At 66.2% G+C, this 21,987-nt stretch carries 24 protein-coding genes, 1 pseudogene and 1 riboswitch; of the genes and pseudogenes, 17 read left to right on the top strand and 8 right to left on the bottom strand.

Annotated elements, in window-relative coordinates; all coding sequences use genetic code 11:
• Window positions 1–14: 14 nt before the first annotated feature.
• The 7 genes from AC5P5S_RS10840 (at window position 15) to pnuC (ending at window position 8,865) form a co-directional block, all read left to right on the top strand.
• The gene (locus AC5P5S_RS10840) at window positions 15–653 is read left to right on the top strand and encodes a response regulator (protein WP_005407620.1); all 639 of its coding nucleotides are present in this window, start codon (window positions 15–17) and stop codon (window positions 651–653) included.
• 378 nt (window positions 654–1,031) lie between these two features.
• On the top strand, window positions 1,032–1,802 hold the full coding sequence (locus AC5P5S_RS10835; RefSeq protein ID WP_062606361.1) for a hypothetical protein: 771 nt from the start codon (window positions 1,032–1,034) through the stop codon (window positions 1,800–1,802).
• A gap of 112 nt (window positions 1,803–1,914) precedes the next feature.
• The gene (locus AC5P5S_RS10830; protein ID WP_087802893.1) at window positions 1,915–3,906 is read left to right on the top strand and encodes a peptidoglycan-binding protein; all 1,992 of its coding nucleotides are present in this window, start codon (window positions 1,915–1,917) and stop codon (window positions 3,904–3,906) included.
• Window positions 3,907–4,150: 244 nt separating this feature from the next.
• On the top strand, window positions 4,151–4,558 hold the full coding sequence (locus AC5P5S_RS10825) for a glycine zipper 2TM domain-containing protein (RefSeq protein WP_014645533.1): 408 nt from the start codon (window positions 4,151–4,153) through the stop codon (window positions 4,556–4,558).
• Between the two features lie 125 nt (window positions 4,559–4,683).
• On the top strand, window positions 4,684–5,808 hold the full coding sequence (locus tag AC5P5S_RS10820) for a phosphotransferase enzyme family protein (protein WP_043034965.1): 1,125 nt from the start codon (window positions 4,684–4,686) through the stop codon (window positions 5,806–5,808).
• 123 nt (window positions 5,809–5,931) lie between these two features.
• Window positions 5,932–6,027, top strand: a riboswitch (TPP riboswitch).
• A gap of 70 nt (window positions 6,028–6,097) precedes the next feature.
• Window positions 6,098–8,287, top strand: coding sequence for a TonB-dependent receptor (locus AC5P5S_RS10815; RefSeq protein WP_062606362.1), 2,190 nt, complete (start codon window positions 6,098–6,100; stop codon window positions 8,285–8,287).
• Between the two features lie 8 nt (window positions 8,288–8,295).
• Complete coding sequence (gene pnuC / locus AC5P5S_RS10810; protein ID WP_062606404.1) at window positions 8,296–8,865, top strand: nicotinamide riboside transporter PnuC; 570 nt, start codon at window positions 8,296–8,298, stop codon at window positions 8,863–8,865.
• Window positions 8,866–8,969: 104 nt separating this feature from the next.
• On the opposite strand, the gene AC5P5S_RS10805 is transcribed toward pnuC, so the two are convergent.
• The 5 genes from AC5P5S_RS10805 to AC5P5S_RS10785 all read right to left on the bottom strand — a co-directional run bounded on the left by AC5P5S_RS10805 (window position 8,970) and on the right by AC5P5S_RS10785 (window position 12,471).
• A complete protein-coding gene (locus tag AC5P5S_RS10805) occupies window positions 8,970–9,386 on the bottom strand; it encodes a hypothetical protein (RefSeq protein WP_062606364.1) in 417 nt (138 codons plus the stop codon).
• Between the two features lie 84 nt (window positions 9,387–9,470).
• The gene (locus AC5P5S_RS10800) at window positions 9,471–10,445 is read right to left on the bottom strand and encodes a Dyp-type peroxidase (protein ID WP_024957753.1); all 975 of its coding nucleotides are present in this window, start codon (window positions 10,443–10,445) and stop codon (window positions 9,471–9,473) included.
• A gap of 123 nt (window positions 10,446–10,568) precedes the next feature.
• Window positions 10,569–10,937: a VOC family protein gene (locus AC5P5S_RS10795; protein WP_062606366.1), complete on the bottom strand. Its 369-nt coding sequence runs from the start codon at window positions 10,935–10,937 to the stop codon at window positions 10,569–10,571.
• Between the two features lie 67 nt (window positions 10,938–11,004).
• Window positions 11,005–11,772, bottom strand: coding sequence for a helix-turn-helix transcriptional regulator (locus tag AC5P5S_RS10790; protein ID WP_062606367.1), 768 nt, complete (start codon window positions 11,770–11,772; stop codon window positions 11,005–11,007).
• 123 nt (window positions 11,773–11,895) lie between these two features.
• The gene (locus tag AC5P5S_RS10785) at window positions 11,896–12,471 is read right to left on the bottom strand and encodes an OmpO family porin (RefSeq protein ID WP_005411880.1); all 576 of its coding nucleotides are present in this window, start codon (window positions 12,469–12,471) and stop codon (window positions 11,896–11,898) included.
• 206 nt (window positions 12,472–12,677) lie between these two features.
• Between AC5P5S_RS10785 and AC5P5S_RS10780 the strand changes: the two genes are divergently transcribed.
• The 4 genes from AC5P5S_RS10780 (at window position 12,678) to AC5P5S_RS10765 (ending at window position 15,505) form a co-directional block, all read left to right on the top strand.
• A complete protein-coding gene (locus tag AC5P5S_RS10780) occupies window positions 12,678–13,628 on the top strand; it encodes a DUF2268 domain-containing putative Zn-dependent protease (RefSeq protein WP_062606369.1) in 951 nt (316 codons plus the stop codon).
• Window positions 13,629–13,842: 214 nt separating this feature from the next.
• Window positions 13,843–14,115 carry a hypothetical protein gene (locus AC5P5S_RS10775; RefSeq protein ID WP_005407606.1) on the top strand — a complete coding sequence of 91 codons (273 nt, stop codon included), beginning with the start codon at window positions 13,843–13,845 and terminating at the stop codon, window positions 14,113–14,115.
• Window positions 14,116–14,272: 157 nt separating this feature from the next.
• Window positions 14,273–14,971 (top strand): L,D-transpeptidase family protein, encoded by a 699-nt coding sequence (locus tag AC5P5S_RS10770; RefSeq protein WP_062606371.1) that lies wholly within the window; start codon window positions 14,273–14,275, stop codon window positions 14,969–14,971.
• A gap of 201 nt (window positions 14,972–15,172) precedes the next feature.
• Complete coding sequence (locus tag AC5P5S_RS10765; protein WP_239500689.1) at window positions 15,173–15,505, top strand: hypothetical protein; 333 nt, start codon at window positions 15,173–15,175, stop codon at window positions 15,503–15,505.
• Window positions 15,506–15,532: 27 nt separating this feature from the next.
• Here the strand turns inward: AC5P5S_RS10765 and arsH are convergent, their stop codons facing one another.
• A complete protein-coding gene (arsH, locus tag AC5P5S_RS10760; RefSeq protein ID WP_062606373.1) occupies window positions 15,533–16,261 on the bottom strand; it encodes an arsenical resistance protein ArsH in 729 nt (242 codons plus the stop codon).
• Between the two features lie 17 nt (window positions 16,262–16,278).
• Between arsH and AC5P5S_RS10755 the strand changes: the two genes are divergently transcribed.
• The 5 genes and pseudogenes from AC5P5S_RS10755 to AC5P5S_RS10735 all read left to right on the top strand — a co-directional run bounded on the left by AC5P5S_RS10755 (window position 16,279) and on the right by AC5P5S_RS10735 (window position 19,479).
• Window positions 16,279–16,608: an ArsR/SmtB family transcription factor gene (locus AC5P5S_RS10755; protein WP_062606375.1), complete on the top strand. Its 330-nt coding sequence runs from the start codon at window positions 16,279–16,281 to the stop codon at window positions 16,606–16,608.
• A 1-nt stretch (window position 16,609) separates the two neighbouring features.
• Window positions 16,610–17,029, top strand: a pseudogene (arsN2, locus tag AC5P5S_RS10750) (arsenic resistance N-acetyltransferase ArsN2); the annotation flags it as partial.
• Between the two features lie 36 nt (window positions 17,030–17,065).
• On the top strand, window positions 17,066–17,569 hold the full coding sequence (locus AC5P5S_RS10745) for an arsenate reductase ArsC (RefSeq protein ID WP_062606407.1): 504 nt from the start codon (window positions 17,066–17,068) through the stop codon (window positions 17,567–17,569).
• A gap of 13 nt (window positions 17,570–17,582) precedes the next feature.
• Window positions 17,583–18,614, top strand: a complete 1,032-nt coding sequence (arsB, locus tag AC5P5S_RS10740) for an ACR3 family arsenite efflux transporter (protein ID WP_062606378.1) — start codon at window positions 17,583–17,585, stop codon at window positions 18,612–18,614.
• A 490-nt stretch (window positions 18,615–19,104) separates the two neighbouring features.
• Window positions 19,105–19,479, top strand: a complete 375-nt coding sequence (locus AC5P5S_RS10735) for a hypothetical protein (protein WP_081113750.1) — start codon at window positions 19,105–19,107, stop codon at window positions 19,477–19,479.
• A 60-nt stretch (window positions 19,480–19,539) separates the two neighbouring features.
• On the opposite strand, the gene AC5P5S_RS10730 is transcribed toward AC5P5S_RS10735, so the two are convergent.
• Window positions 19,540–20,214 carry an Ivy family c-type lysozyme inhibitor gene (locus AC5P5S_RS10730; RefSeq protein ID WP_062606380.1) on the bottom strand — a complete coding sequence of 225 codons (675 nt, stop codon included), beginning with the start codon at window positions 20,212–20,214 and terminating at the stop codon, window positions 19,540–19,542.
• Between the two features lie 136 nt (window positions 20,215–20,350).
• Between AC5P5S_RS10730 and AC5P5S_RS10725 the strand changes: the two genes are divergently transcribed.
• Window positions 20,351–20,806, top strand: coding sequence for a YybH family protein (locus AC5P5S_RS10725; RefSeq protein WP_043034939.1), 456 nt, complete (start codon window positions 20,351–20,353; stop codon window positions 20,804–20,806).
• Window positions 20,807–20,955: 149 nt separating this feature from the next.
• Here AC5P5S_RS10725 and AC5P5S_RS10720 read toward each other — a convergent pair whose 3' ends face one another.
• Window positions 20,956–21,981: an NAD(P)H-dependent glycerol-3-phosphate dehydrogenase gene (locus AC5P5S_RS10720; RefSeq protein WP_005407597.1), complete on the bottom strand. Its 1,026-nt coding sequence runs from the start codon at window positions 21,979–21,981 to the stop codon at window positions 20,956–20,958.
• Between the last annotated feature and the right edge of the window lie 6 nt (window positions 21,982–21,987).

Raw genomic sequence — 21,987 nt, 5'->3', positions numbered from 1 at the left:
GCCATACTAGAGCAATGAGCTTGCGCATCATCATCGCAGACGACCACCCTGTGGTCCGTATCGGTACCCGCGCCGTCATCGAATCGAGCGGGGTCGGCCGCGTGGTCGGCGAGGCTGACAGCGCGCAGGCGCTGATGGCCCTGCTCGGCAGCCAACCCTGCGACCTGCTGGTGACCGACTATTCCATGCCGGGCAGCCCACAGGCCGACGGCTTCGCCATGATCGGCATGATCCGCCGCCGCTTCCCCGACCTGCCGGTGCTGATGCTCAGCGTCTCCAACAACCTGGCGATCCTGCGCATGGTGCTCGACAGCGGCGTGCTCGGCCTGGTCGACAAGAGCTCGTCGATGGACGAACTGCCGCAGGCCATCCAGGCGGTCTATCGGGGCCAGCCCTACATCAGCCGGAGCCTGCGTGAGCGGGTCGAGGCTGCGGGCAGCTGGCGCATGCGCGAGGGCGACGGCAAGCCGTTGTCGCCACGCGAGGTGGAAGTGCTGCGGCTGCTCGGCACCGGCATGACAGTGAAGGAGATCTCGCTGCAGCTGCACAAGAGCGTCAGCACCATCAGCCGGCAGAAAGGCGACGCCATGCTCAAACTGGGCCTGAAGGGCGACGCCGAATTGTTCGACTACCTGCGCGACGGCAAGATCTGAGAACCAGATCACACTGTAAGGGCATCTGTCACCGCCCTCTTTGACCGGCCGCCGTTCTGTGCCAAGATGACCCGGCATGGGTTTTCAATGCGAGGTCGAAGGAATCGACCGGCTCATGTCCTCGCTCCCGTCCCAGGTGGATGGGGTGCGGTTTCCTGCCGGCCGTCTGGCCCGGCAACGCTGACCATGGAGAGGCGCATGCATCACCCCCCCGAGCCATGTTGGACCCTGCCGTTGCGGCCCCTGCGCGCATTCGCGGCGTGCCTGCTCGTCTCTCTTTCCGCTGCGGCCTGCAGCGCCGCCGATCCGGCCCCCTCGTCCTCCCAGCCTGGCGCTCCCGTGCAGGCTGCCGATGCGCCCCGACAGGATGTTGCCCCGATGCAGAACACCTCTCCCGACACCGCCGTCACCCCGCCCGACGCGCCGACCGTGATGTATTTCACCTACCAGGTGGACGGTGATGGCGCGACCTCCTACGAGGTCCAGAACGGCAGCGTGGCGACCTTCTGGTTCGGCCACACCTTCACCCTCGATGGCACCACGTATTACACGGGTTTCTCCTGGGATACCCGCGAGCACTACGGCAAGCCGGGCGAGCAGTCGCCGGCTGGCCCGGATGATCGCGCCAACCTCGCCGAGGCCACTTTCGTGCTGGCCGGCGCCGACGCGAAGAAGCCATGGAAGTTCCGTGGCCAGGAATGGACCATCGGCGCGCTGGGCGCGTACGACAAGGCCGACGATGTCGATACCCGGCGCCAGCCGCTTGAACATCGCACCGCCGACGGTCGCCTGCTGCTGGCGGTGCCGACCAGCAGCTTCGACCGCGGCATCAGCAGCACCGGCTATGCACTGCTGCTGTTCAACCCCAAGCGCAGCGAAGACGACGTGGACAGCAAGGTCTGGCGCTATGTCGGCTCGGTGCGTACGGGCGAGGACAACAGCGCCGCCTGCGACGAAGGCAACGTAATGCCCTGCACCGACAGCGATGGCGAACTGGCCTTCGCTGCCGACGGCAACGGCCTGCCGCGACTGACCGTGACCTTCAAGGGCACCACCATCGAAGGCCCCGGCAAGACCCGTGCGCTGGGTGCCGGCGACGCCGTGCACTACACCTTCGACAGCGCGACCCAGCAGTACGTCGCGCCCTGATAGCACCCGCCCACGCGCGGGTTTCCTGTTGACCGACATGTTCTTGACTCACGGATGAGTCCGGTTGGCGATTCGCGGCATGCGCCGCTCCATCAACCCCGAGGAAAACGTCATGGCACAGCATGACTACAGCAGAAAGGAAGTCCTGGACATCGTCGAGCAGGTCGCCCGGCAGAAAGGCCTTCCGGTCGATGACTTCATGCGCTTCGCGCACATCGAGACCGGCGGCACCTTCAACGAGCGCGCCCACAACACCTCGTCCGGCGCCAAGGGCCTGTTCCAGTTCGTGCCCGGCTCCGCGCGCCAGTACCACCTGACCGGCCACGAGTTCGACCCCACCCGCAACACTGAAGCGGCCGCGCAGATGTACCAGGACAACCTGGACTCGATGGCACGCCGCAACGAGCGCACCGGCAACCCCTACCTGTCCGGCGGCGACACGCCCACCGGGCTGGACCTGTACCTGGCCCACCAGCAGGGCAGCGCCGGCTATGGCTCGGTACAGACCGCCATTGCCACCGGCACCTTCGGCGTGGTCCGCAACAGCCACGGCGAAGAGATCAACATGCGCCGCAACGTGCTGAACCAGATCGGTTCCGACGCGAAGGCGCTGACCGGCCACACCCTGGCCGAGATGCGCGGCATGAACGACGGCGACCTGGCACGCACCTTCTCCAGCTACTACATCCACAAGTACGCGGCGATCAGCATTCCGGAAAAGAACATCGAACCGCAGGCGGTGGCGCAGGGCCAGGGCCAGACCCCAGCAGCGCCTGCACAGGCCAGCGCAGCCGTGGTGGCGGGTGCAACCACGCTGGCGGCAACTGCAACGGCGGCTGCCACACCGAAACCGGGCATCGAACTGCAGGCCGCCTACGAGGCCGGCGTGAAGTACGACCACGTGAAGTACGCCATCAACATTCCGGGTCACGCGCTGTACGTACCGGGCAAGACCGGCAAGAACGTGGAGCAGGGTTACATCGACTGTTCCGGCTGGGTCGGCACCCTGCAGAACCGGACCATGGACGAGATCAACCAGAAGGCCGGGCACGCGGTGTTCAGCAAGGCTGATCGCATCGACCTGGGCAACCTGGGATCCGGCGGCATCGTGCGCAAGGCGTTCGACCAGTCCGGCGTGCTGCTGGACCGCGACGCGATCCTCAAGCCCGGTGCGCTGAAGGAAGGCATGATCATCGGCCTGGATACGGCCAGGACCCGCCACGAGCACTGGAACGGCATCGACCACATCGTGATGGTGGTGCGCGACCCCACCACCGACAAGCTGCTGATCAGCCAGTCCTCCGGCAGCAAGGGCGTGCACACCATGCCGGTCGAGGACTACCTCAAGCAGGTGAAGGACCACCCGAACTGGAAGCTGTACGCCTCCGATCCACTGTCCAAGGCGCGCGACCTGCTGGAAAACCGCACCCCATCGCACGAGCAGGCCCAGGGCAAGCCTGCCGCCGAGCACAAGGCCGCTGCCACGCCGCACGCCGAACTGTACAAGCAGGGCGCGCACAGCGAAGGCGTGCGCAAGGTGCAGGAACAGCTGGGACATCTGGGCTACGTCGGTGCCGACGGCAAGCCGCTGGTCGAGGATGGCCGCTTCGGCCGCAACACCGACGCGGCGGTGCGCCAGCTGCAGAAGGACAACGGCCTGGTGGCCGACGGCATTGTCGGGGCGAAGACGCTGGAGGCCATCAAGGAAGCCCGCGAGCGCCCGCTGCTGAACGACGAACGGCACCCGCGCAATCCGCTCTTCATCCAGGCCAGCAAGGGTCTGGAACTGTTGCCGGCCGGCACCTTCAAGGATCGCCACGCGCTGGAAAGCGCCGCCGCGGCCCTGACCAAGGAGGCGCATGCCGCCGGCCTGCAGCGCATCGACACGGTGGTGCCCAGCCCGAACGGTGAACGCCTGTTTGCCGTGCAGGGCACGATCGGTGACCCGGCGGCCAGCCGCGTGGCGGTGGAGGCCCGAGCCGCCAGCGAGCAGAGCATCGCGCTCAGTAGCGGTGCCGTGCAGGGCGCGCCTAACGTGCTGCACCAGCAGCAGGACGCCCAGCAGGAGCAGGCCCGGCAGGCACAGAAGGCGATGGGCGTCTAAGCCTGCAACGCCTTGGCAGAGAAGGGAGGGCCACGTCCGCGTGGCCTTTTCCCTTTCTGCCAGCTGAGCGGCCGAGGCCGCTTTCAGCCTTGCTTCATGCCGCCTGCCGCTAGATGAATGCGCAAGCCGCACGGTGGACCAGGCAATGTTCCGGCAATGTTGGAACGTCAGCGTGGTCTCCACGGCAGCCGGGGCGCCCGCGCCCTCCTGCCCAGCGTGGCATGCACCTCACAGGAGAACGAACATGCTCAGTACTTCCACACTCAGCTTCCGTGGTCTGGCGATGGCCCTGGCACTGGTGGCCGGTGTCGCCGTGGTCAGCGATGCCAGCGCGATGTCGAGGAAGGACAAGCGCACCCTGGTCGGCGCCGTGGTCGGTGGCGTGGCCGGCAACCTGCTCTCCAACGGCGATCCCGCTGCCACCGTCGGCGGCGCCGTGGCCGGCGGCGCGATCGGCAACCTGACCACCTCCGACCGCCGCGACCGCCGTTACTACGACAATCGCCGTTACGACGACCGCTACGATCGCCGTTACGACCGTGGCTACTACCGCAGCGGCTACTACGACCGCGGTGATGACCGTCGCTGGCAACGCGAGCGCTACTACGACAACCGCTACTACCACGACCGCGGTCGCCATCGCGGCTGGTAAGCAGCGCGGCATCTTCCATGCCGATGCACGGACGGGCGGGTCGATGACCCGCCCGTTTGCGTTGGCCGCGTGCATGGCGTTGAATGCGCAGCCTTGGATGTGACTTTCCCCACTGGGGCTGCGGCATGACTTCTTCCTCCCACCGCGTGCAGGGCCTCAACAACGACGAGGTCGCTGCCGACTGGCCACCGATCAGCGCGGCGGACATCGCGTGGCTGCGCCAGCACTACCCGCAGCTGGACGAGCGCAGCCAACCGCGCTGGCACAGCCCGCGGCCGCTGTCGGCTGCCGCCATCGTCAACGGCGCGAACGGAGCGGTGTTCATCAAGCGCCACCACCACAGCGTGCGCAGTGCGGCCTGCCTGGAAGAAGAACACCACTTCATCGCCCATCTCGCCGCCGCCGGCGTGCCGGTAGTACAGGTGCTGCCGGCCACCGATGGCCACACTGCCGTCGAGCATGGCGAATGGACGTTCGAGCTGCATGCGGTTGGCGTCGGTGAGGACCTGTATCGCGACGCGGTGTCGTGGTCGCTGCTGACCGATATCGCGCAGGCCCGTGAAGCCGGACGCGCACTCGCACAACTGCACCGTGCCGCAGCCAGCTACTACGCGCCCCAGCGCAGCACCCATGTGCTGGTCGCGCGCGACGATCTGATCCGCGCCGACGATCCGGTCGCGGCCATCAAGGCAGGGCTGCACGAGCGCCCCGGGCTGGCCCGCTATGTCGCGCGCATTCCGTGGGAAGCGCAGCTGCAGCGTGACGTGTTGCCGTGGCATGCGGGCCTGGCCAGGCGCCTGCGCGACGAGCCGCGGCTGTGGGCCCACAACGACTGGCATGTTTCCAACCTGCTGTGGCGCGATGGGCAGATCAGCACCGTGCTGGATTTCGGCCTGGCCTCGCCCACCAGCGCACTGTTCGACCTCGCCACCGCGATCGAGCGCAACGCGGTGGCGTGGCTGGAGCTGGAGCGCGGCATGGAGGCGGTGCGCATCGATATCGCGCTGGCCCTGCTCGACGGCTACCGCCAGGTACTGCCGCTGTCGGCGGCACGCGTGCACCTGCTGGCCGACCTGCTGCCGATGGTCCATTTCGACTTCGCACTGTCCGAAGTGGAGTACTTCGAAGGCGTCACCGGCTCGACCGCCAATGCCGACGTCGCGTGGCAGCCCTTCATGCTGGGGCATCCGGCGTGGTTCCACAGCGCGCCGGGACAGGCACTGCTGCAGGCGCTGCACGCGGCGGCGTGACCCGGTTGGCGCACCATTGGGGTCAGATCCCTTTCCTGCGGAAAGGGATCTGACCCCGCAGCCTGGACCCCGCAGCCTGAAGGACGCCGGCTCGCAAATCCGTACCATTTGTAGTGAAATGGTCACCTGAAGCGGGGGTGCCTGGATCTGCCAGGCTGAGAGAGTCCCTTGGAACCTGATCCGGTTTGCACCGGCGTAGGGAGCTTTGAGCCGCAGCCACACCCCCATCATGGGCCGGTGCACCTGCGCGCCGTCGCTTCGTCTCCCTTGTTGTCCGAAGACGAACCGAATGAACCGCTGCCTGCGCCCCACCCTGCTCTCCCTCGCCCTCTGCGCTGCGCTGCCACTGCACGCCAGCGAGGCCGATGCGTCCCCTGATGCGGCTGCCACCGGCGCCGAGCGCTCGCCCACCGAACTGGCGGCGGTACGCGTGCAGGCCGGCAAACCGAAGGCCGATACCTCACGCGTGAACGCCTTCGGTGGCGGCAGCTGGAAGGACACGCCGGCCTCGGTGAACGTGCTTGAGCGCGATTACCTGGACCGTCGCCAGGTGCGTTCGCTGTCCGAGCTGGCCAGCAACGATGCCTCGCTGGGTGATGCGTATGCGCCGGTGGGTTACTACCAGAACATCGCCATCCGTGGCTTCGCCCTGGACGCCGCCACCGGCTACCGCTTCAACGGCCTGTCCATCGCCGGCGAACAGCGCCTGGCGCTGGAGAACGTGCAGTCGGTGGAGATCCTCAAGGGTGAAGCCGGCCTGGCCGCAGGCGTGATGGCGCCGGGCGGCATCATCAACTACATCGGCAAGCGCCCGGCCGAAGTGCGCACCGCCACGCTCGGTACCGATTCGGAAGGCTCGCGCTACGTCGCCGTCGATGTCGGCCACTGGATCACCCCGCGTTTCGGCCTGCGCCTGAATGCCGCATGGGATTCCAGCAACTCCTATGTCGAGCACGCCGACGGTCGCCGCAACTTCTACTCGCTGGCCGCCGACTGGCTCATTGGCGAACGCGGCAAGCTGGAAGTGGATGCCAACTACCAGACCAGCTCGCAGCGTTCGGTGTCCGGCTACCAGCTGCTGGGCGCACGCGACCTGCCGCGTGGCGTCGACCGCGAACACCTGCTGGGTTACCAGCCGTGGCAGCGCCCGGTGGATATCGCCAGCACCAACATCACCGCGCTGCATACCTACGACTTCAACGAGGCCTGGCAGTCGCGCATCTCGGTCGGCCACAGCCGTTCGGTGATCGATGACAACGTCGCCTTCGCCTACGGCTGCTACTACGCCGTGCTGTGCGCCGATGGCAGCGTGCCGGGCAACTACTTCGCGCCCAACGGCGACTATGACGTCTACGACTACCGCAGCCCGGACGACACCCGTCGCAACCAGCAGGCCCGTGCCGAGCTGCGTGGCCGCTTCGAGACCGGCAGCGTCGGCCATGAGCTGACCGTCGGTGCCGACTACTTCCGGCGCACCGTGGACAAGCGCCCGAGCGTCAACGAGTACGTCGGCACCAGCAACATCCACGAAGCACCGGTGCCGGTGTTCGCGCCGTCGCCGAAGATGCCGGGCCCGTCCGCACGTCGCCTGGACAGCCGCCAGACCGCGTTCTTCGCGCTGGACCGGATCAGCTTCGGCGATGACTGGCAGTGGCTGGCCGGTGGCCGCTTCGTGCGCCTGGACGAGCGTGCCTACGACAAGCGTGGCACCCCGCAGCGGCACAGCCGCCTGTCGCGCTTCCTGCCGCAGACTGCGGTGGTGTGGAAGGCCACCGACCAGCTCAACGCCTATGCCAGCTACGTGCGCGGCATTTCGCTGGGCCAGGAAGCGCCGTTCTGGACCAGCAACGCCGACACCTTCCTGCCGTCGGTGCAGTCGCGGCAGCTGGAAGTGGGCGTGAAGTACGTGCCGGTCGAGGCGCTGACCCTGGGCGCGGCGGTGTTCCGCATTTCGCAGCCGTACCAGTACGCCAAGCCCGACAACAGCGACGTCGGCTACACCTTCGTCGAGGAAGGCACCCAAACCCACACCGGCCTGGAGCTGACCGCCAACGGCCAGCTGACCGACGCGCTGCAGATCGTGGCCAGCGCCAGCGTGCTGCAGGCGCGCGCGCGCGACACCGGTACCCCGGCCTATGAAGGCCATCAGCTGGTGAACGTGCCGAAGGTGCGCGCCAGCGTGCACGTAGCCTACGCGCTGCCGTTCGTGCAGGGCCTGGACGTGACCGGCGGCTGGCGCTATGCCAGTGCCAACGTGGCCCGCGCCGACGGTGGCGTGCGCGCACCCGACTATTCAGTGTTCGACGCTGGCCTGCGTTTCCAGCATCGCCTGCGTGAGCGCGCAGTGACCTGGAACCTGTCGGTGGACAACGTGTTCAACCGCTTCTACTGGCGCGATACCGGCAGCAGCGGCGGTGACTACTACCTGTTCCCCGGCGCACCGCGACAGGCCCGCCTGTCGGTGACGTTCGCGCTGTGAGCGGCGTGATGCTCGAGTGGACCGCCGCACTGTGCAGCATCCTCGGCGTCTGGCTGATGGCCCGGCGCCGGCTGGCGGCGTGGCCGGTGGGCCTGCTGTCGGTGGCGCTGTATGGCCTGGTGTTCGCCGAGGCCAAGCTGTACTCGGACACCCTGCTGCAGATCGCCTTCGGTGGTTTCCTGGTCTATGGCTGGCTCAACTGGCGGCAGCATGCCGCCGATGAAGGCAGCATCCGCATCGTGCCGCTGGCACGCGGCATGCTGCTGCGCGACCTGGCCATCGGCCTGTGCGGTGGCGTGGTGCTGGGTGCAGCCATGCACAGCTTCACCGACGCTGCCCTGCCGTGGTTGGATGCGCTGCTGACCGGTCTGAGCCTGGTCGGGCAATGGTGGCAGGCCCGCCGCCACGTGGCCTGCTGGTGGGTGTGGATCGCAGTGGACGTGGTCTATGTGGGTGCGTACCTGTTCAAGTCGCTGCACGTGACCGCCGCGCTGTACGTGTTCTTCCTCGGCCTGGCCGTGTTCGGCCTGCGCGCATGGAGCGCCGCCGCTCGCGAGCCACAGGTGGCAACGCAGTAGAGCCACGCCATGCGTGGCTGGGCTACCGGTAGTCGCCAACCTTGGCTGGCGTGCGTGCCGACCAAGGTCGGCATCTACCCAGAACATCCACGCATGGCGTGGATCTACTGGGTAAGCACCAAACCCAGCCGCAGCGGCTGGCGCATGTCGGCCGGTGGCACGGCCTGCAGGGGTGCACTCTGCAGGGTCGCGCGCAGGTCGGCGTCGACCTGGGCATCGCCCAGGCTGTCGAATTCCAGCTTCGAGATGCGGCCATCCGCCGCGATCCACACGCTCACCGGTAGCGGCGTCGGTGCGTCCGGATGTGCCTGCAGCCATTCCAGCACGCGCTGCGCCTGCGGGTCCTGCTCCTGCTGCAGGCGCTGCTGCAGCTGCCCCCCCACGGCGGCGGCATAGGCCATCCAGTGTGCAGGAGCTTCCTGCGCGGAAACGCTGGCACTCCCCAGTGCCAACGCGCCGAACAACGCGGCCAGTGGCCGCCACCAGCGGCGTGCACCGGTTGTGTTCCTTGCCATCGCCATCGCCCGCCCCTGCGCTCTCATCCAACGGCTGATGGTCGGCGCGGTAGATGACAGGCAGATGGCGGCCGCTGCTACCCGGCGCGATCAGTCGCCCAGGTCGGCCAGCACCTTGCGCGAGGGCGCGAAGAAGGTCACGCCGGTGGTGGCGGTGGAGAAATCAAGGATGCGGTCATGCAGCGGTGCGGGATTACCGATGAACATGCGCTCGAGCATCTTCTCGATCACCCACAGGCGGCGCGTGTAGCCGATGAAGTAGGTGCCGTACTCGCCGCGACCCGGGTTGGCGAACGGCATGTTGTCGCGCAGGATCTCGTGCTCGCCGTCGGCATCCTCGATGGTGCACAGCGTCTTGTGCGACTTCTGCGCATCGGCCGGCGCATCGTCCAGCTCGATGTTGTCGTGCTTGGTGCGGCCGATGATCGCTTCCTGCGCTTCGGTCTTCTGCGCGCGCCAGGCATCAAGATTGTGCAGGTACTTCTGCACCACCACGTAACTGCCGCCGGCATGCTCCGGGTCTTCCTCGCCCACGATGGTGGCTTCCGGCAGCGACAGCCCTTCCGGGTTGGCGGTGCCGTCAACGAAATCGAGCAGGTCGCGGCCATCGAAATAGCGGAAGCCGGCCACGTCATCGACCGTCTCCACCGCATCGCCAAAGGCCATCAGCAGGTTGCGCTCGAACGCCACGATCAGGTCCATGGTACGTGCGCGGATGTGGTACAGCAGGTCGCCCGGCGTGGACACGGCCGTGTGGGTCGCGCCCTTGATCTCGCGGAACGGCTGCAGCTCACGCGGTGGCGTGGTGCCCACCAGCGGCTTCCACACGCGGTGGCCGATGGCCACGTTGCAGGTGAAGGTGCGTTCGATCTCGCGGATGGCGGTGTTCTTGATCAGGTCGTCGGTGCTGGCCAGCACCTCGCGTGCCTTGGCGATCGACGCCTCGTCATCCTTCACCTTCAGCACCAGAAACGCCGCCGAATGGGTCAGTGGCGCGGTGATCTGCTGCGGCTCGTTGTCGAGCGTGTGGTTGACGGCGGTGATCGGTGCGGGCTGGGAGTTCACGGCGGTTCCTGCTGGCTTGAGGCGGACGCATCGCGTGTGGCGATGTGCGGGCGATCATAGCGGAACCGCCTGACCGGGGACGGAGCGGTTCTCGTTCCGTCCACCGGCGAAGCTACGAAGGCCTCAGTCCACATCACTCCAGACCGCCAGTTCGTAGCCATCCAGATCGCGGAAGTGGAAGCGGCGACCACCCGGGAAGGCGAACACCGCCTGCACCACCTCGCCACCGGCGGCCACTACGCGTTGCTGGGCATCGGCCAGGTCCGCGCAGTAGAGGATCACCAGCGGTCCTCCCTGGGCGCGCACCGGCACGTCAGACACGAAGCCACCTTTCAGACGGCCGTCGTCGAACTCGGTGTAGGCCGTGCCGTAGTCCGTGAAGCGCCAGCCGAACACCTCGCCGTAGAAGCGCTTGCTACGGTCAATGTCGGCGACGTTGAATTCGATGTTGTCGATGCGGCGTTCGGCATCGTGGGGCGCGGCAGGATTCATGGCGAGGCTCCGTGGTGGGAGCCCAGCATCGATCAATGCAGCACAGTGGTCTTGAACAAAACGGCCATCATTGTCCCCACTCCAGGCGCAGCTCGCTGGCGGTCATGCCCGCCAGTTCACGCGCCTCGCGGCTGAGATGGGCCTGGTCGGCATAGCCGGCATCAGCGGCCAGCATCGCCAACGAATGCAGTGGCAGCGCGCGACTCTGGCGCAGGAAACGTTGCAGCCGCAGGATCCGCTCCAGCGTCTTGGCGCCGTAGCCGAACTGCGCCTGGCTGAAACGCCGCAGGCTGCGCGGGCTCAGGCCCAGGTGCGCCGCCAGCGTATCCAGCGTGGCATTACCCGCGGCGAGCGCCTGGAACAGGACATGGGCGCGCTGCGCCGGCGTATCGAGCGCGGCCGCACCCATGTGCTGTTGCAGGCAATGCGCCATTCGCTGCAGGCGCTGTGCAGGCGCGGTGTCGCCAATGGAGGCCGCTGCCTTGTTCGCCCACGCGCCCTTCAGGTCGGCCAGTAGCACGGCCTGGCCGATGATCCCGGCCAAGGGCAGGCCCAGCGCGGCCAATGCCTGGCCGGGACGGAAGCGTGCGCCCAGCACCTGCGCACCGGGCGCCAGCGCCGGGTGCGCGGCCACGCGGTCCGGGCCGACGACGAACAGCGCACCGTCGCGCCAGAGGATATCCACGCAGCCATCGGGCAATACGGTGATGTGCCCATCGGCATCGGCAGGAAGCTGGCTCTGCCACAGCTGGCCAAAGTGGCCGCGCAGCGGCGCAGGCGCCAGATGCTCCTGGTAGGTCGTGCCGGTGCCTGCAAGAGAGGAAGGGTCGCCCATGCCGCATTGTGGCGCCACGGGGCCCATAAAAGTGAAGCCCGGCGCGAGGCCGGGCTTCGGTTGGCGTGTGGGAGAGAGAGAGAGTCACACGCCAGCACAACACGCACTAACGACAGGCGTTTGTTACCAGGTGAAGCGCGGGCCCACGAACCACTCGCGGTCGCCGGCCTTGGCCAGCTTCACTTCGCCACTCAGGCCCCAGTTCTGGTTGAACTTGGCGGTGGCGCCGACACGGCCATAGAACTCGCCGTCCGGGTTGATGCCGTGCTTCTTGGTGTAGTCCTCGTAGCCGGCCATCACGTAGCCTTCCACGTACGGGTTGAACGCGGTGCGCACGCCAACTTCGGTCGAGTAGCCGTTGAAGTCCAGGCCATGCTTCATGTCGAACTTCTGGTACGCAACGCGAGCCACCAGGTCGGTGTTCGGTGCGATGCCGTAGTTGTAGCCGGCGCCGATGCGCCACTGGTCGACGTCATTCTTGAACTTGTCGGTCTCCTGCGCGCTGTAGTCGCCGAAGATGTGGAAGTTCGGGTGCACCGCCACGGAACCCTTCACCTTCCAGCCGTCGGCGTCGCCGCCCTTGGCATCGGTGTTCACGTAGCCGCCTTCAACGTAGTTGTACGACAGGCCATCGGTTGCCGATGCAGCGAACGGCAGAGCAGCCAGAAGACCCAGGGCAAGCAGCGAATTCTTGTTCATCGGGACACACCTTTAATTATTTTGGTTTCGTCGGCCGCCTCCCGGGAGGGGGAGAGAGAAGAGGCGGTCGACAGGTGTGAATTATCCGTTAGGGGGTCTAATCAACCCTGAATATTGAACTGACTGGTGTATAAATAAGGCTGGTGTTCAGGGAACTCCGCATGGGACCGCTGTCGGCTTCTTACGCGCACCACGCTCGATGCTTGATGCGGGCACTGATCCTGATCGCCTCGCCGGTTGCGCTGCTGCAGGCACAGGCCGCTGAGCGCATCGTTTCTGCCAGGCACATCGTCGTACAGACAGACGATGTCACGCGCTTCTTCAAGGTGCTGGACGCCAACCAAGGGCGCCCAAGCGCCGATGATCTGCAACACGGCTATCTGGATGCGGGTACGGATGCCCTGCGCAGCTTCACCGACCGCCGTATCGGCTCGATGGAGCGGCTGGCCAGGGCCATCCAGGACAAGCCGGCATTGTTTGCGAAAGCGAGAACCTGCGCGACCGCATTGCCATCGATCCGCACGCGCGTCGCCGCTGCCGTCGATCGACTTGGCGCCCTGTTGCCGTCTGCGCGCTTTCCCCCGGTCACCGTACTGGTGGGCCGCGGCAACAGTGGTGGCGTGACTACCGAAGCGGGTGTGGTCATCGGACTGGAAGCACTGTGCAACGCCGACTGGATGCAGACCGACGTAGGTGACCGCTTCGTGCATCTGATCGCGCATGAGTATGTGCACGTGCAACAGCCCGGTGCACGCGTGGACATCGAGCAGCCCACCCTGCTCTATCAGACCCTGCTGGAAGGGGGCGCCGAATACGTGGCCGAACGGATCTCCGGGCAACCGGCCAACGCGCATCTGCAGCGTTGGACACAGGGTCGCGAGTGTGCGCTGGAGCGCGCGTTCCTGCAGGACAGCACGGGTACCGATCTTTCGAGGTGGCTGTACAACGGTCCCGGCGACGATGCGCGCCGCGGAGATCTCGGCTACTGGATCGGCTATCGCATCGCCCATGCCTACGTTGCGCGCGCGGCCGACACGCGCAGCGGCGTCGCCGAACTGCTGGATGTCCAGCCTGGGAACGCTGCAGCGCTGCTGGAAGCAAGTGGATGGCAACCTGCGTGCGGAGCAGGCGGAAGCACGCAGACGCGCATGCCGTGATGCCGGCTTCATGCAGGTGAATGGGTAACGTTTAACAGGCGCAAGGCGCCCCGCCGATGCAGATCAGTTCGCTTGATCCCGCTTGTTAAGGTTTGTTGATCTACAGGCCTTCACAGCCCATCCACGTACTCAAATTCCAGCTGAAAGCACGGGCTGGCGCCGGGAACAAACGCCGCTATATTCCAGCTTCCCCAGACGAAGGAGGGAGTTGGAAATGAAACTGACCAAGCAGCACATCAACGCAGCACGCGCCATCACCGTCGCCATCGTGGCCACCGTAAGCCTCGGCGCTTGCGCCACCTACAAGGACGAGTTCGCAACCATCAACTCGCGCCTCGATCAGCTCGACGTAAAGGTGCAGGGCGCTGCCCAGAGTGCCGAGTCCGCCAACCAGTCGGCGCAGCAGGCCAACCAGCGTCTGGACCAGATCGAAGGCCGCGTACAGCAGCTTGAAAGGGCACCGGCCGGTCGCAAGCCGCGCGGCTGATAGCTCCCTCATCCTTTGAATTGATCCACCTCTGTATCGGGAACCAGTGGCCTTCGCCGGCCACTGGCATCCTTCCACCCAGGATTGCATTGCAAGGAGCCGTCCCATTCGTACCTCCTCCTCCCCTGCACGCCGCGTCCTCCATGCCGCACTGGCGATGGCACTGGCCGTTGCGTGCAGCGGCGCAGCCAGCGCCAAGGGCAAGGACAAGGACAAGGAAGCGCCTGAACAGCGAATTGCTGCCGTTGATGAACTTCCACCCGACCAGAGCGTGTCCGAAACAGTGATCGAGCTGGCCGGCTGGGTGGTTGCCAGCAAGGACAACCAGGGCTACCCGTTCGCAATCATGGACAAGGCCGCCGCGCAGGTCCTGATCTTCGGCGGCGACGGTAAGCTGCGCGGCGCGGCACCGGCGCTGTTCGGTTCGGCCATCGGTGATCACTCGGCCCCTGGTGTTGCCAAGCTCGCACTGAGCGCGATTCCCGGCCATGACCGCACCACCCCTGCCGGCCGTTTCATTGGTGGCTACGGCCCCTCCGACGATGCCGGGCGCGTGCTGTGGGTGGACTACGATTCCGCCGTCTCGATGCACCCGCTGCCGCCAGGCACCCCGAAAGAGAAACGCGCCCAACGGCTGGCAACGCCGACGCCGGACGACAACCGCGTCACCCACGGCTGCATCAACGTCTCGCCCGCGTTCTACGAGCAGATCGTGCAGTCCACGTTCGAGAAGGGCGGTGTGTTCTACATCCTGCCGGACAAGGATTCGATCGCGAAGACGTTCCCGGAGTTCGCGCAGAGCCGTGCCGCCGCAGATGGCGACGAGAAGAAGACCGCACAGCATGCCGGCGAGTAGAGCGTTCCTGCATCCGCCTTTGTCGCTGCGGCGCACGCCTTGACCGAGCCTGCCCGCCCGGGCAGCTGCGATGCACCGTCGGCTGCTGGAAAGTCGCCTGCGGCTGAGGCAAGGCGCCATCCCTTGGGGGCCAGCACGCTGGCATACTGCGCCCGTTGATGATCCTGCGAGGCAATGTCTGCCTCGTCCAAGAGGCCGCCGGTGGACCCACTCTTCCAGTTTCTGCTGAGCACGATGGGTGGCGTATTCGTCTTCCTGTTCTTCGTGGCGCGCGAGTACCTGCGTGGCTTGGGATGGCTGCTCGGTTCCTGGGATCCGAACATGGGGCACGCGACCGAAGATGAGCTCATTTCGAAGGCCAATCGCAGCGCCTTGCTGATTGCGGCGGTGCTTCTGGCGTGGGCCTTCATGGGCCCTTCGCCCTACCGCCACAACTGGGAAATCGAAGTAATGGGCATCGGCGCCGGCATGTTGCTGGCCTATGTGGTGATCATCCGCCTTGCAGGTTCAAGGATGAAGAGGCTGCGCGGGTGATCGTGCCCCGGTAGGCACCCATGAGCATCAGGAAGCCGTAGCCCCTCCAGCCCGCGCCAATACCGCGGCATGCGTGTCGCCCTTCCTCTCGCTGTATCGGTCCACCAGGTAGTCCGACCGCCCTCGCGTCAGCAGCGTGAACTTCACAAGCTCCTCCATCACATCCACCACGCGGTCGTAGTACGGCGAGGGCTTCATGCGCCCATCGTCATCGAATTCCTGCCAGGCCTTGGCCACTGACGACTGGTTGGGGATGGTCAGCATGCGCATCCAACGGCCGAGCACGCGCAACGTGTTGACCGTATTGAACGACTGCGAGCCGCCACTCACCTGCAGCAGCGCCAGCGTCCTGCCCTGCGTGGGCCGCACGCTGCCATCTTCCAGCGGCAACCAGTCGATCTGGTTCTTGAACACGCCGGTGACCGTGCCATGCCGCTCGGGGCTGACCCAGACCTGGCCTTCCGACCACTGCGACCAAGCACGCAAGCGCTGCACTTCGGGGTGGCTCATGTCCACGCTGTCCAGCATGGGCAGCGCATGCGGATCGAACACGCGGGTTTCGCACCCCAGGTGGCGCAGCAATCGCTCGGCTTCCAGTGCCAGCTTGCGGCTGAACGACTGCGGCCGAAGCGAGCCGTAGAGCAGGAGGATGCGTGGTGGCCCCAGATCTGCCGCGGCGAGCTGGTGATGATTGGGCTGGGGCAATGACGATTCCACCAGATTGGGCAGGTCAGGGCTTGTGATTGGCTTATTCATTCGATTATTCTAGAAATATGGAAACGTTAAATGCAATCACCGCCCTCACCGCGCTCGGTCATGCCACCCGCCTGGCTGCCTTCCGCCTGCTGGTGGAGGCTGGCCCGGCAGGGCGCATGGCGGGCGACATCGCCACGGCCCTGCAGGTGCCACCAGCCACGCTCAGCTTCCACCTGAAGGAGCTGGTGCAGGCCGGGCTGGTCGAGAGCGAAAGCCAGGGCCGCCATGTCTGCTATCGGGCCAACTTCGATGCCATGAAGGGCTTGATCGAGTACCTGACGCACAACTGCTGCGCGGGCTCGCCGGACGAGCGGTGCGCGGTGAGCGAACCGGCATGCAGGTGCTGAGATGAAGCCAGACCCCGTGATTCGTGCCGGCACACGCGACGACCTGTCCTCCATCCGGGACCTTCTGCAGCAGGCGCAGTTACCCGTGGCCGATCTGGAAAGCAGCAAGGTCGTGTTTTTCGTCGCGGACCTCGACGACGTCCCCGTGGGCGCCGTTGGATTGCAGGTTTTCGGCGCCTCGGCGCTGCTCCGCTCCCTGGTGGTGTCTGATGACCGACGCGGCACCGGCCTTGGACGCGCATTGCTGGCAACGGCCGAAGAGATGGCCCGCCGTATGCAGGTCAGGGAACTGGTGCTGCTGACAACATCGGCAGGCATGTGGTTCGCGCGGCACGGCTATGCCGGATGTGATCGCGCGCAGATAGCGGAGGCGATCCGCAGCTCTGCCGAGTTCACTCGTCTCTGCCCGGCCAGCGCGCTTTGCATGTCCAAACCTCTCACTGATCATGGAAGCCACATGAAGCGCAATATCCTGTTCCTCTGCACCGGCAACAGCGCCCGCAGCGTGCTTGCCGAAGCCACTTTGCGTGCCTGGGACAGTGATCGCTTCACCGCGTTCAGTGCCGGCAGCCAGCCTACCGGCCAGGTCAATCCGTTCGCGCTGGTGCAACTGCAGGCCGAAGGCATGCCGATCGATGGGCTGCACAGCAAATCGTGGGATGAGTTCGTGGACGCGGCCCCGATGGACCTGGTCATCACCGTATGCGATTCGGCGGCCGCCGAAGCTTGCCCAGTGGTGTTCGGTGACTTCATCCGCAGCCACTGGGGTCTGCCCGATCCGGCGGCCGTCGCGGGTAGCGATGCCGACAAGGCCGCAGCATTCGCGCAGGCCCATGCCATCGTGAAGCTGCGACTGCGTGCATTGCTCGCGCTGCCCGAATCGTTGTGGTCCGACCGCACGGCGCTGCAGCACGCGCTGGACCGGATCGGCCGGCTGCTGCCGACCGACGGCGCGCAGTGACGGTGCCACTGCCATGAGCCTGTTCGAGCGACACCTGACGCTGTGGGTTGTGCTGTGCATTGCGATGGGCACGCTGCTGGGCCATGTCCTGCCCGATGCCTTCGCGGTGCTGGCCTCCGCCGAAGTGGCCAAGGTCAACCTGCCGGTTGCACTGCTGATCTGGCTGATGATCATCCCGATGCTGCTGAAGGTCGACTTCACTGCGATGCGCCAGTTGCAGCAGCACTGGAAGGGCATCGGCGTAACGCTGTTCATCAACTGGGCGGTGAAGCCATTCTCGATGGCACTGCTGGGCTGGCTGTTCCTGCGCCACGCCTTCGGCGACTGGTTGCCCGCAGCACAGATCGACAGCTACATCGCCGGGCTGATCCTGCTGGCGGCCGCGCCCTGCACCGCCATGGTGTTCGTGTGGAGCAACCTGTGCCGTGGCGATGCCAACTTCACCCTGAGCCAGGTGGCGTTGAACGACGCGATCATGGTGGTTGCCTACGCGCCGGTGGTTGCACTGCTGCTGGGCCTGTCGGCGATCACCGTGCCCTGGGATACGCTGCTGCTGTCGGTGGGCCTCTACATCGTGGTGCCGGTGCTGGTGGCGGCGTTGCTGCGGCACTGGATCCTGTTGCATCGTGGCGAGGCGGCGTTGCAGCGGGTGCTTCGCAAGCTGGCGCCCGTCTCGCTGTGCGCGCTGCTGCTCACACTGGTCCTGCTGTTCGGCTTCCAGGGCCGACAGATCGTGGAGCAGCCGCTGGTGATCGCACTGATTGCGGTGCCGATCCTGATCCAGGTCTATTTCACTTCCGGCCTGGCCTACCTGCTCAATCGTCGCCTGGGCGTGGCGCATTGCGTGGCCGGCCCTTCGGCGTTGATTGGTGCCAGCAATTTCTTCGAACTGGCGGTAGCCACCGCGGTGGGACTGTTCGGCGTGCATTCGGGGGCTGCGCTGGCGACGGTGGTGGGTGTACTGATCGAGGTGCCGGTCATGTTGTCTGTGGTGCGGATCGTGAACCGTACTCAAGCCTGGTACGAGAGACGCGAAGAGCACTGACACACCGGAGTGCGCCGAAGTCGATTTACGTTCTTCGCCCCGCACTGTCGTCATCGGCCTGGTGGAGTGCCCGTACGCCACGTCATCAACTTCGACCCATGTCGCATATTCCCCATGCCGCTACGGACGTTGCGGCGCCTGCGTCTGCGACGGCTTAACAGCATGCAAAAATGCCAAAAGCGTCTTTGATCCAGCGTTGAATGCAACTCTTCTGATTGGCGTTGCGCAGCGACGGCGGTACAGATGGTGGGCCGCCGGAAAATGGGTGGCCGGGCCTCGAAAACCCGTTAGATCACGAACGTTGTTTGCGCTTGCCAGCCGGCGTCACCCCGCGTGGCGCCGGCTGGCATTCCGTCTGCCGGCTATGGCGGGCGGAGCGTGGAGGCCTTGCGCCTGCCGGTCTTGTTCGTGATCTCCCGGTTTTCGAGCCACGTCTCCGCCCGCCACCTCTATGTGGCGGTTACCGTCTGTCCTGCACGGAGCCCTTGCCATGAGCACACCCGAATCCTCCCGCCTGCGCGCGCAGTACGTGCCCGCCAACGCGGACGCACCCTCGGAAGCACTGCACCCGCACGATCCGCACGGTTTCATCGCCACGCTCGACCGCATCGGCAAGGGCGCCGCCGCCGACGGCCAGCCCTGGCCGGAACGTCATCAGATGCCCGGCCGCCGCATGGCCTTGGCCGACGCGGATTGCGCATTGACCGGCCTGCGAGTGGCGCTGGAAATGCTGCTGGCTGCCGAGCGCGTGCGCCAGAACGGACCCGACGAGGAGTACGTGGGCGACCGGGTGATGGAGGGCCTGATGATGGTCAGTCTGTCGCTGACAGCACAGGTCAGCGCACGCATGCGGCCGGAAGGGTGATACGGGGAACAACGCTCACTGCAACGCCGGGCACGGCCCGGCGCTGCGGCGCGCGCCACATCACTCGCAGAGTGCGCTGTCTTCCTTCAACGCGGCATCCTGCAGTGGCTGGCGCTGTTCGATCTGCGCACGTTGTTCCGCCGTCGGCTCGCCCAGCCACCATACACGGCAGCGCGCGGTAAGACGGCCAACTATCTTCGACTGATCGGGCGAATACAGCATCGCCAACGCGGTGCCGGGGCAGTCGTGGGCCTGGCAGGCGGTATAGAACCACCACGGCTCACCCTGCAGCACTACCAGTTCGCCAGGACCGCTGGGCCCGCTCAACAGGCGTTCGCGCAGCGATGGAATCTCCTTGTCAGCGGATTCGGCTGCGGCCGTGTTCTTCATCAGGGCGTTGAACGCGGCCAGCACCTTCGGATCCTTGCGGCCGCAGTCGTCCACGGTATTGCCGCCCACCAGGGTGAAGAAATGCGTCGCCAGCGGGTTGTCCGCGCAGGTGAGTTCCCCGCCGGCGCTCGGGTCTTCCGGTTCGCCTTCGTTGTCCCACACCGAGGGGTCCACACCGTCTTCGGCGGACGGTTCCTTCTCGACCACCGTCGCTACGGCGGCCGGTGCTTCGGTGGTCGGCGCTGGCGCCACAGCAGGTGCAGTCTCGCCAGTCTTTTCCGGTGCCTGTCCGCAGGCTGCCAGCAGCGCGGCCATCATCGCCATCCCTGTGATTCGCATCTTCATTCCGTGTCCTTGTCTGATCTGCGCTGCATCCACCAAATCGGCGGCCGCGTGATTCTAACCAGCGGCGCGCTAGGATGCGTCTGAAGCCTTCCCATCATCGCCAGGGCCTGGACGCATGCGCCGCACACGACTCGCCATGATCTTCTGCAGTGCCCTGCTGATGGCATCGCCGGCAATTGCCCACGATGCCGAAGGCGCGAAGCCCGCACAGCCGCTTCCCGATATCGCGCTGCCCGCACCGCTGGACCGTGTACTGCGCGACTACGAGCAGGCGTGGCGCACGGGTGATGCCAAGGCATTGGGTGCGCTGTTCGCCGAGGATGGCTTTGTGCTGCAGAGCAACCAGCCGCCGGTGCGCGGCCGCAGTGCGATCGAGGCCGCGTATGCCGGCCAGGGCAGCAGTCCGTTGCGGCTGCGTGCCTTGGCGTATGCGGTGGAGGGGAATACGGGCTACATCATTGGTGCGTACAGCTACGGCAACAACGTGGGCGATACCGGCAAGTTCACGCTCACGTTGAAGCGCGTGGGGGATGGGCCGTGGCTGATCTTTTCGGACATGGACAACACCAGCGCGCCGCCGCGGGCGCGGTGATCGGCGTTGCAGTAGATCCACGCCATGCGTGGATATGCAGCGCGCGTGATGCCAAGCAAGCTTGGCACCCACCAAAGCCTGTCTCCCGTCCGGCACCCGCGTGTACTCCCTGATGAAAAAACCCCGGCACGTAGCCGGGGTTTTTCGATTCACTTGAACAGCGTGTCCGGGTATTCCGGTTTCTGTTCCCGCGCCAGCAATGCGCGCAGGCCTTCTTCCGGCGTCTGCTCGCCATGCAGCACGGCACGCACGCGGTCGGAGATCGGCAGGTCGATGCCATGGCGGCGCGCCTGTCGCATCACTTCGTCGGCGGTCTGCACCGATTCGACCACCTGGCCGATTTCGCGCACGGCATCCTGCAGCGTCTGGCCACGGCCCAGGGCCAGGCCCAGGCGGCGGTTGCGCGACAGGTCGCCGGTACAGGTCAGCACCAGATCGCCCAGGCCCGCCAGGCCCATCAGCGTTTCCGGCTTGGCACCGATGGCAGCGGCCAGGCGCAGCATCTCGTTGAGGCCACGGGTGATCAGGCCGGCACGGGCGTTGAGGCCCAGCTGCATGCCATCGGCCACGCCGGTGGCCACGGCCAGCACGTTCTTCATCGCACCGCCCAGCTCGGCACCGACCATGTCGTCGCCGGTGTAGGCGCGGAACGCCGGGCCATGCATCGCCTCGGCCACCGTCTGAGCGAACTCGGGCACGTCGCCGTGCACGGTGATCGCGGTCGGCAGGCCCTGGGTCACTTCCTTGGCGAACGACGGCCCGGTGACAACGGCCAGCGGCACGTCCTCACCCAGCACTTCGCGCGCCACTTCATGCAGGAAGCGGCCCGAACCGGGTTCGAAGCCCTTGGTGGCCCAGGCCACGCCGGCACCGGCAGGACGCAGCGGCGCCAGCGCACGCACGGTTTCGCCGAAGGCATGCGAGGGGGTCACCACCAGGATCCAGGCCGCGCCCTCCACCGCCGACGCCAGATCGGTGGTGGCACGCAGGCTGTCCGGCAGCGGGATGCCCGGCAGGTAACGCGGGTTCTCGTGGCGCTGGTCGATGGCTTCGACCACGGCAGCATCGCGCCCCCACAGCACGGTCGGGTGACCGTGCCGTGCGAGCAGGCTGGCCAGCGCGGTTCCCCAGGAACCGGCGCCAAGCACGGCGATCTTGTCAGCGGTAGTGCTCATCCGTGA

This window comes from Stenotrophomonas sp. YJH_SMC_54 (genome assembly GCF_059368435.1).
Note: the sequence above shows the minus strand (reverse complement) of the source record. Positions and strands in the feature narration are given on the sequence as shown.

Coding starts and splice junctions, on each gene's coding strand:
- AC5P5S_RS10840 (WP_005407620.1), top strand. CDS start 15: ATGAGCTTGCGCATCATCATCGCAGACGACCACCCTGTGGTCCGTATC.
- AC5P5S_RS10835 (WP_062606361.1), top strand. CDS start 1,032: ATGCAGAACACCTCTCCCGACACCGCCGTCACCCCGCCCGACGCGCCG.
- AC5P5S_RS10830 (WP_087802893.1), top strand. CDS start 1,915: ATGGCACAGCATGACTACAGCAGAAAGGAAGTCCTGGACATCGTCGAG.
- AC5P5S_RS10825 (WP_014645533.1), top strand. CDS start 4,151: ATGCTCAGTACTTCCACACTCAGCTTCCGTGGTCTGGCGATGGCCCTG.
- AC5P5S_RS10820 (WP_043034965.1), top strand. CDS start 4,684: ATGACTTCTTCCTCCCACCGCGTGCAGGGCCTCAACAACGACGAGGTC.
- AC5P5S_RS10815 (WP_062606362.1), top strand. CDS start 6,098: ATGAACCGCTGCCTGCGCCCCACCCTGCTCTCCCTCGCCCTCTGCGCT.
- pnuC (WP_062606404.1), top strand. CDS start 8,296: ATGCTCGAGTGGACCGCCGCACTGTGCAGCATCCTCGGCGTCTGGCTG.
- AC5P5S_RS10805 (WP_062606364.1), bottom strand. CDS start 9,386: ATGGCGATGGCAAGGAACACAACCGGTGCACGCCGCTGGTGGCGGCCA.
- AC5P5S_RS10795 (WP_062606366.1), bottom strand. CDS start 10,937: ATGAATCCTGCCGCGCCCCACGATGCCGAACGCCGCATCGACAACATC.
- AC5P5S_RS10790 (WP_062606367.1), bottom strand. CDS start 11,772: ATGGGCGACCCTTCCTCTCTTGCAGGCACCGGCACGACCTACCAGGAG.
- AC5P5S_RS10785 (WP_005411880.1), bottom strand. CDS start 12,471: ATGAACAAGAATTCGCTGCTTGCCCTGGGTCTTCTGGCTGCTCTGCCG.
- AC5P5S_RS10780 (WP_062606369.1), top strand. CDS start 12,678: ATGCGGGCACTGATCCTGATCGCCTCGCCGGTTGCGCTGCTGCAGGCA.
- AC5P5S_RS10775 (WP_005407606.1), top strand. CDS start 13,843: ATGAAACTGACCAAGCAGCACATCAACGCAGCACGCGCCATCACCGTC.
- AC5P5S_RS10770 (WP_062606371.1), top strand. CDS start 14,273: ATGGCACTGGCCGTTGCGTGCAGCGGCGCAGCCAGCGCCAAGGGCAAG.
- arsH (WP_062606373.1), bottom strand. CDS start 16,261: ATGAATAAGCCAATCACAAGCCCTGACCTGCCCAATCTGGTGGAATCG.
- AC5P5S_RS10755 (WP_062606375.1), top strand. CDS start 16,279: ATGGAAACGTTAAATGCAATCACCGCCCTCACCGCGCTCGGTCATGCC.
- AC5P5S_RS10745 (WP_062606407.1), top strand. CDS start 17,066: ATGAAGCGCAATATCCTGTTCCTCTGCACCGGCAACAGCGCCCGCAGC.
- arsB (WP_062606378.1), top strand. CDS start 17,583: ATGAGCCTGTTCGAGCGACACCTGACGCTGTGGGTTGTGCTGTGCATT.
- AC5P5S_RS10735 (WP_081113750.1), top strand. CDS start 19,105: ATGAGCACACCCGAATCCTCCCGCCTGCGCGCGCAGTACGTGCCCGCC.
- AC5P5S_RS10730 (WP_062606380.1), bottom strand. CDS start 20,214: ATGAAGATGCGAATCACAGGGATGGCGATGATGGCCGCGCTGCTGGCA.
- AC5P5S_RS10725 (WP_043034939.1), top strand. CDS start 20,351: ATGATCTTCTGCAGTGCCCTGCTGATGGCATCGCCGGCAATTGCCCAC.
- AC5P5S_RS10720 (WP_005407597.1), bottom strand. CDS start 21,981: ATGAGCACTACCGCTGACAAGATCGCCGTGCTTGGCGCCGGTTCCTGG.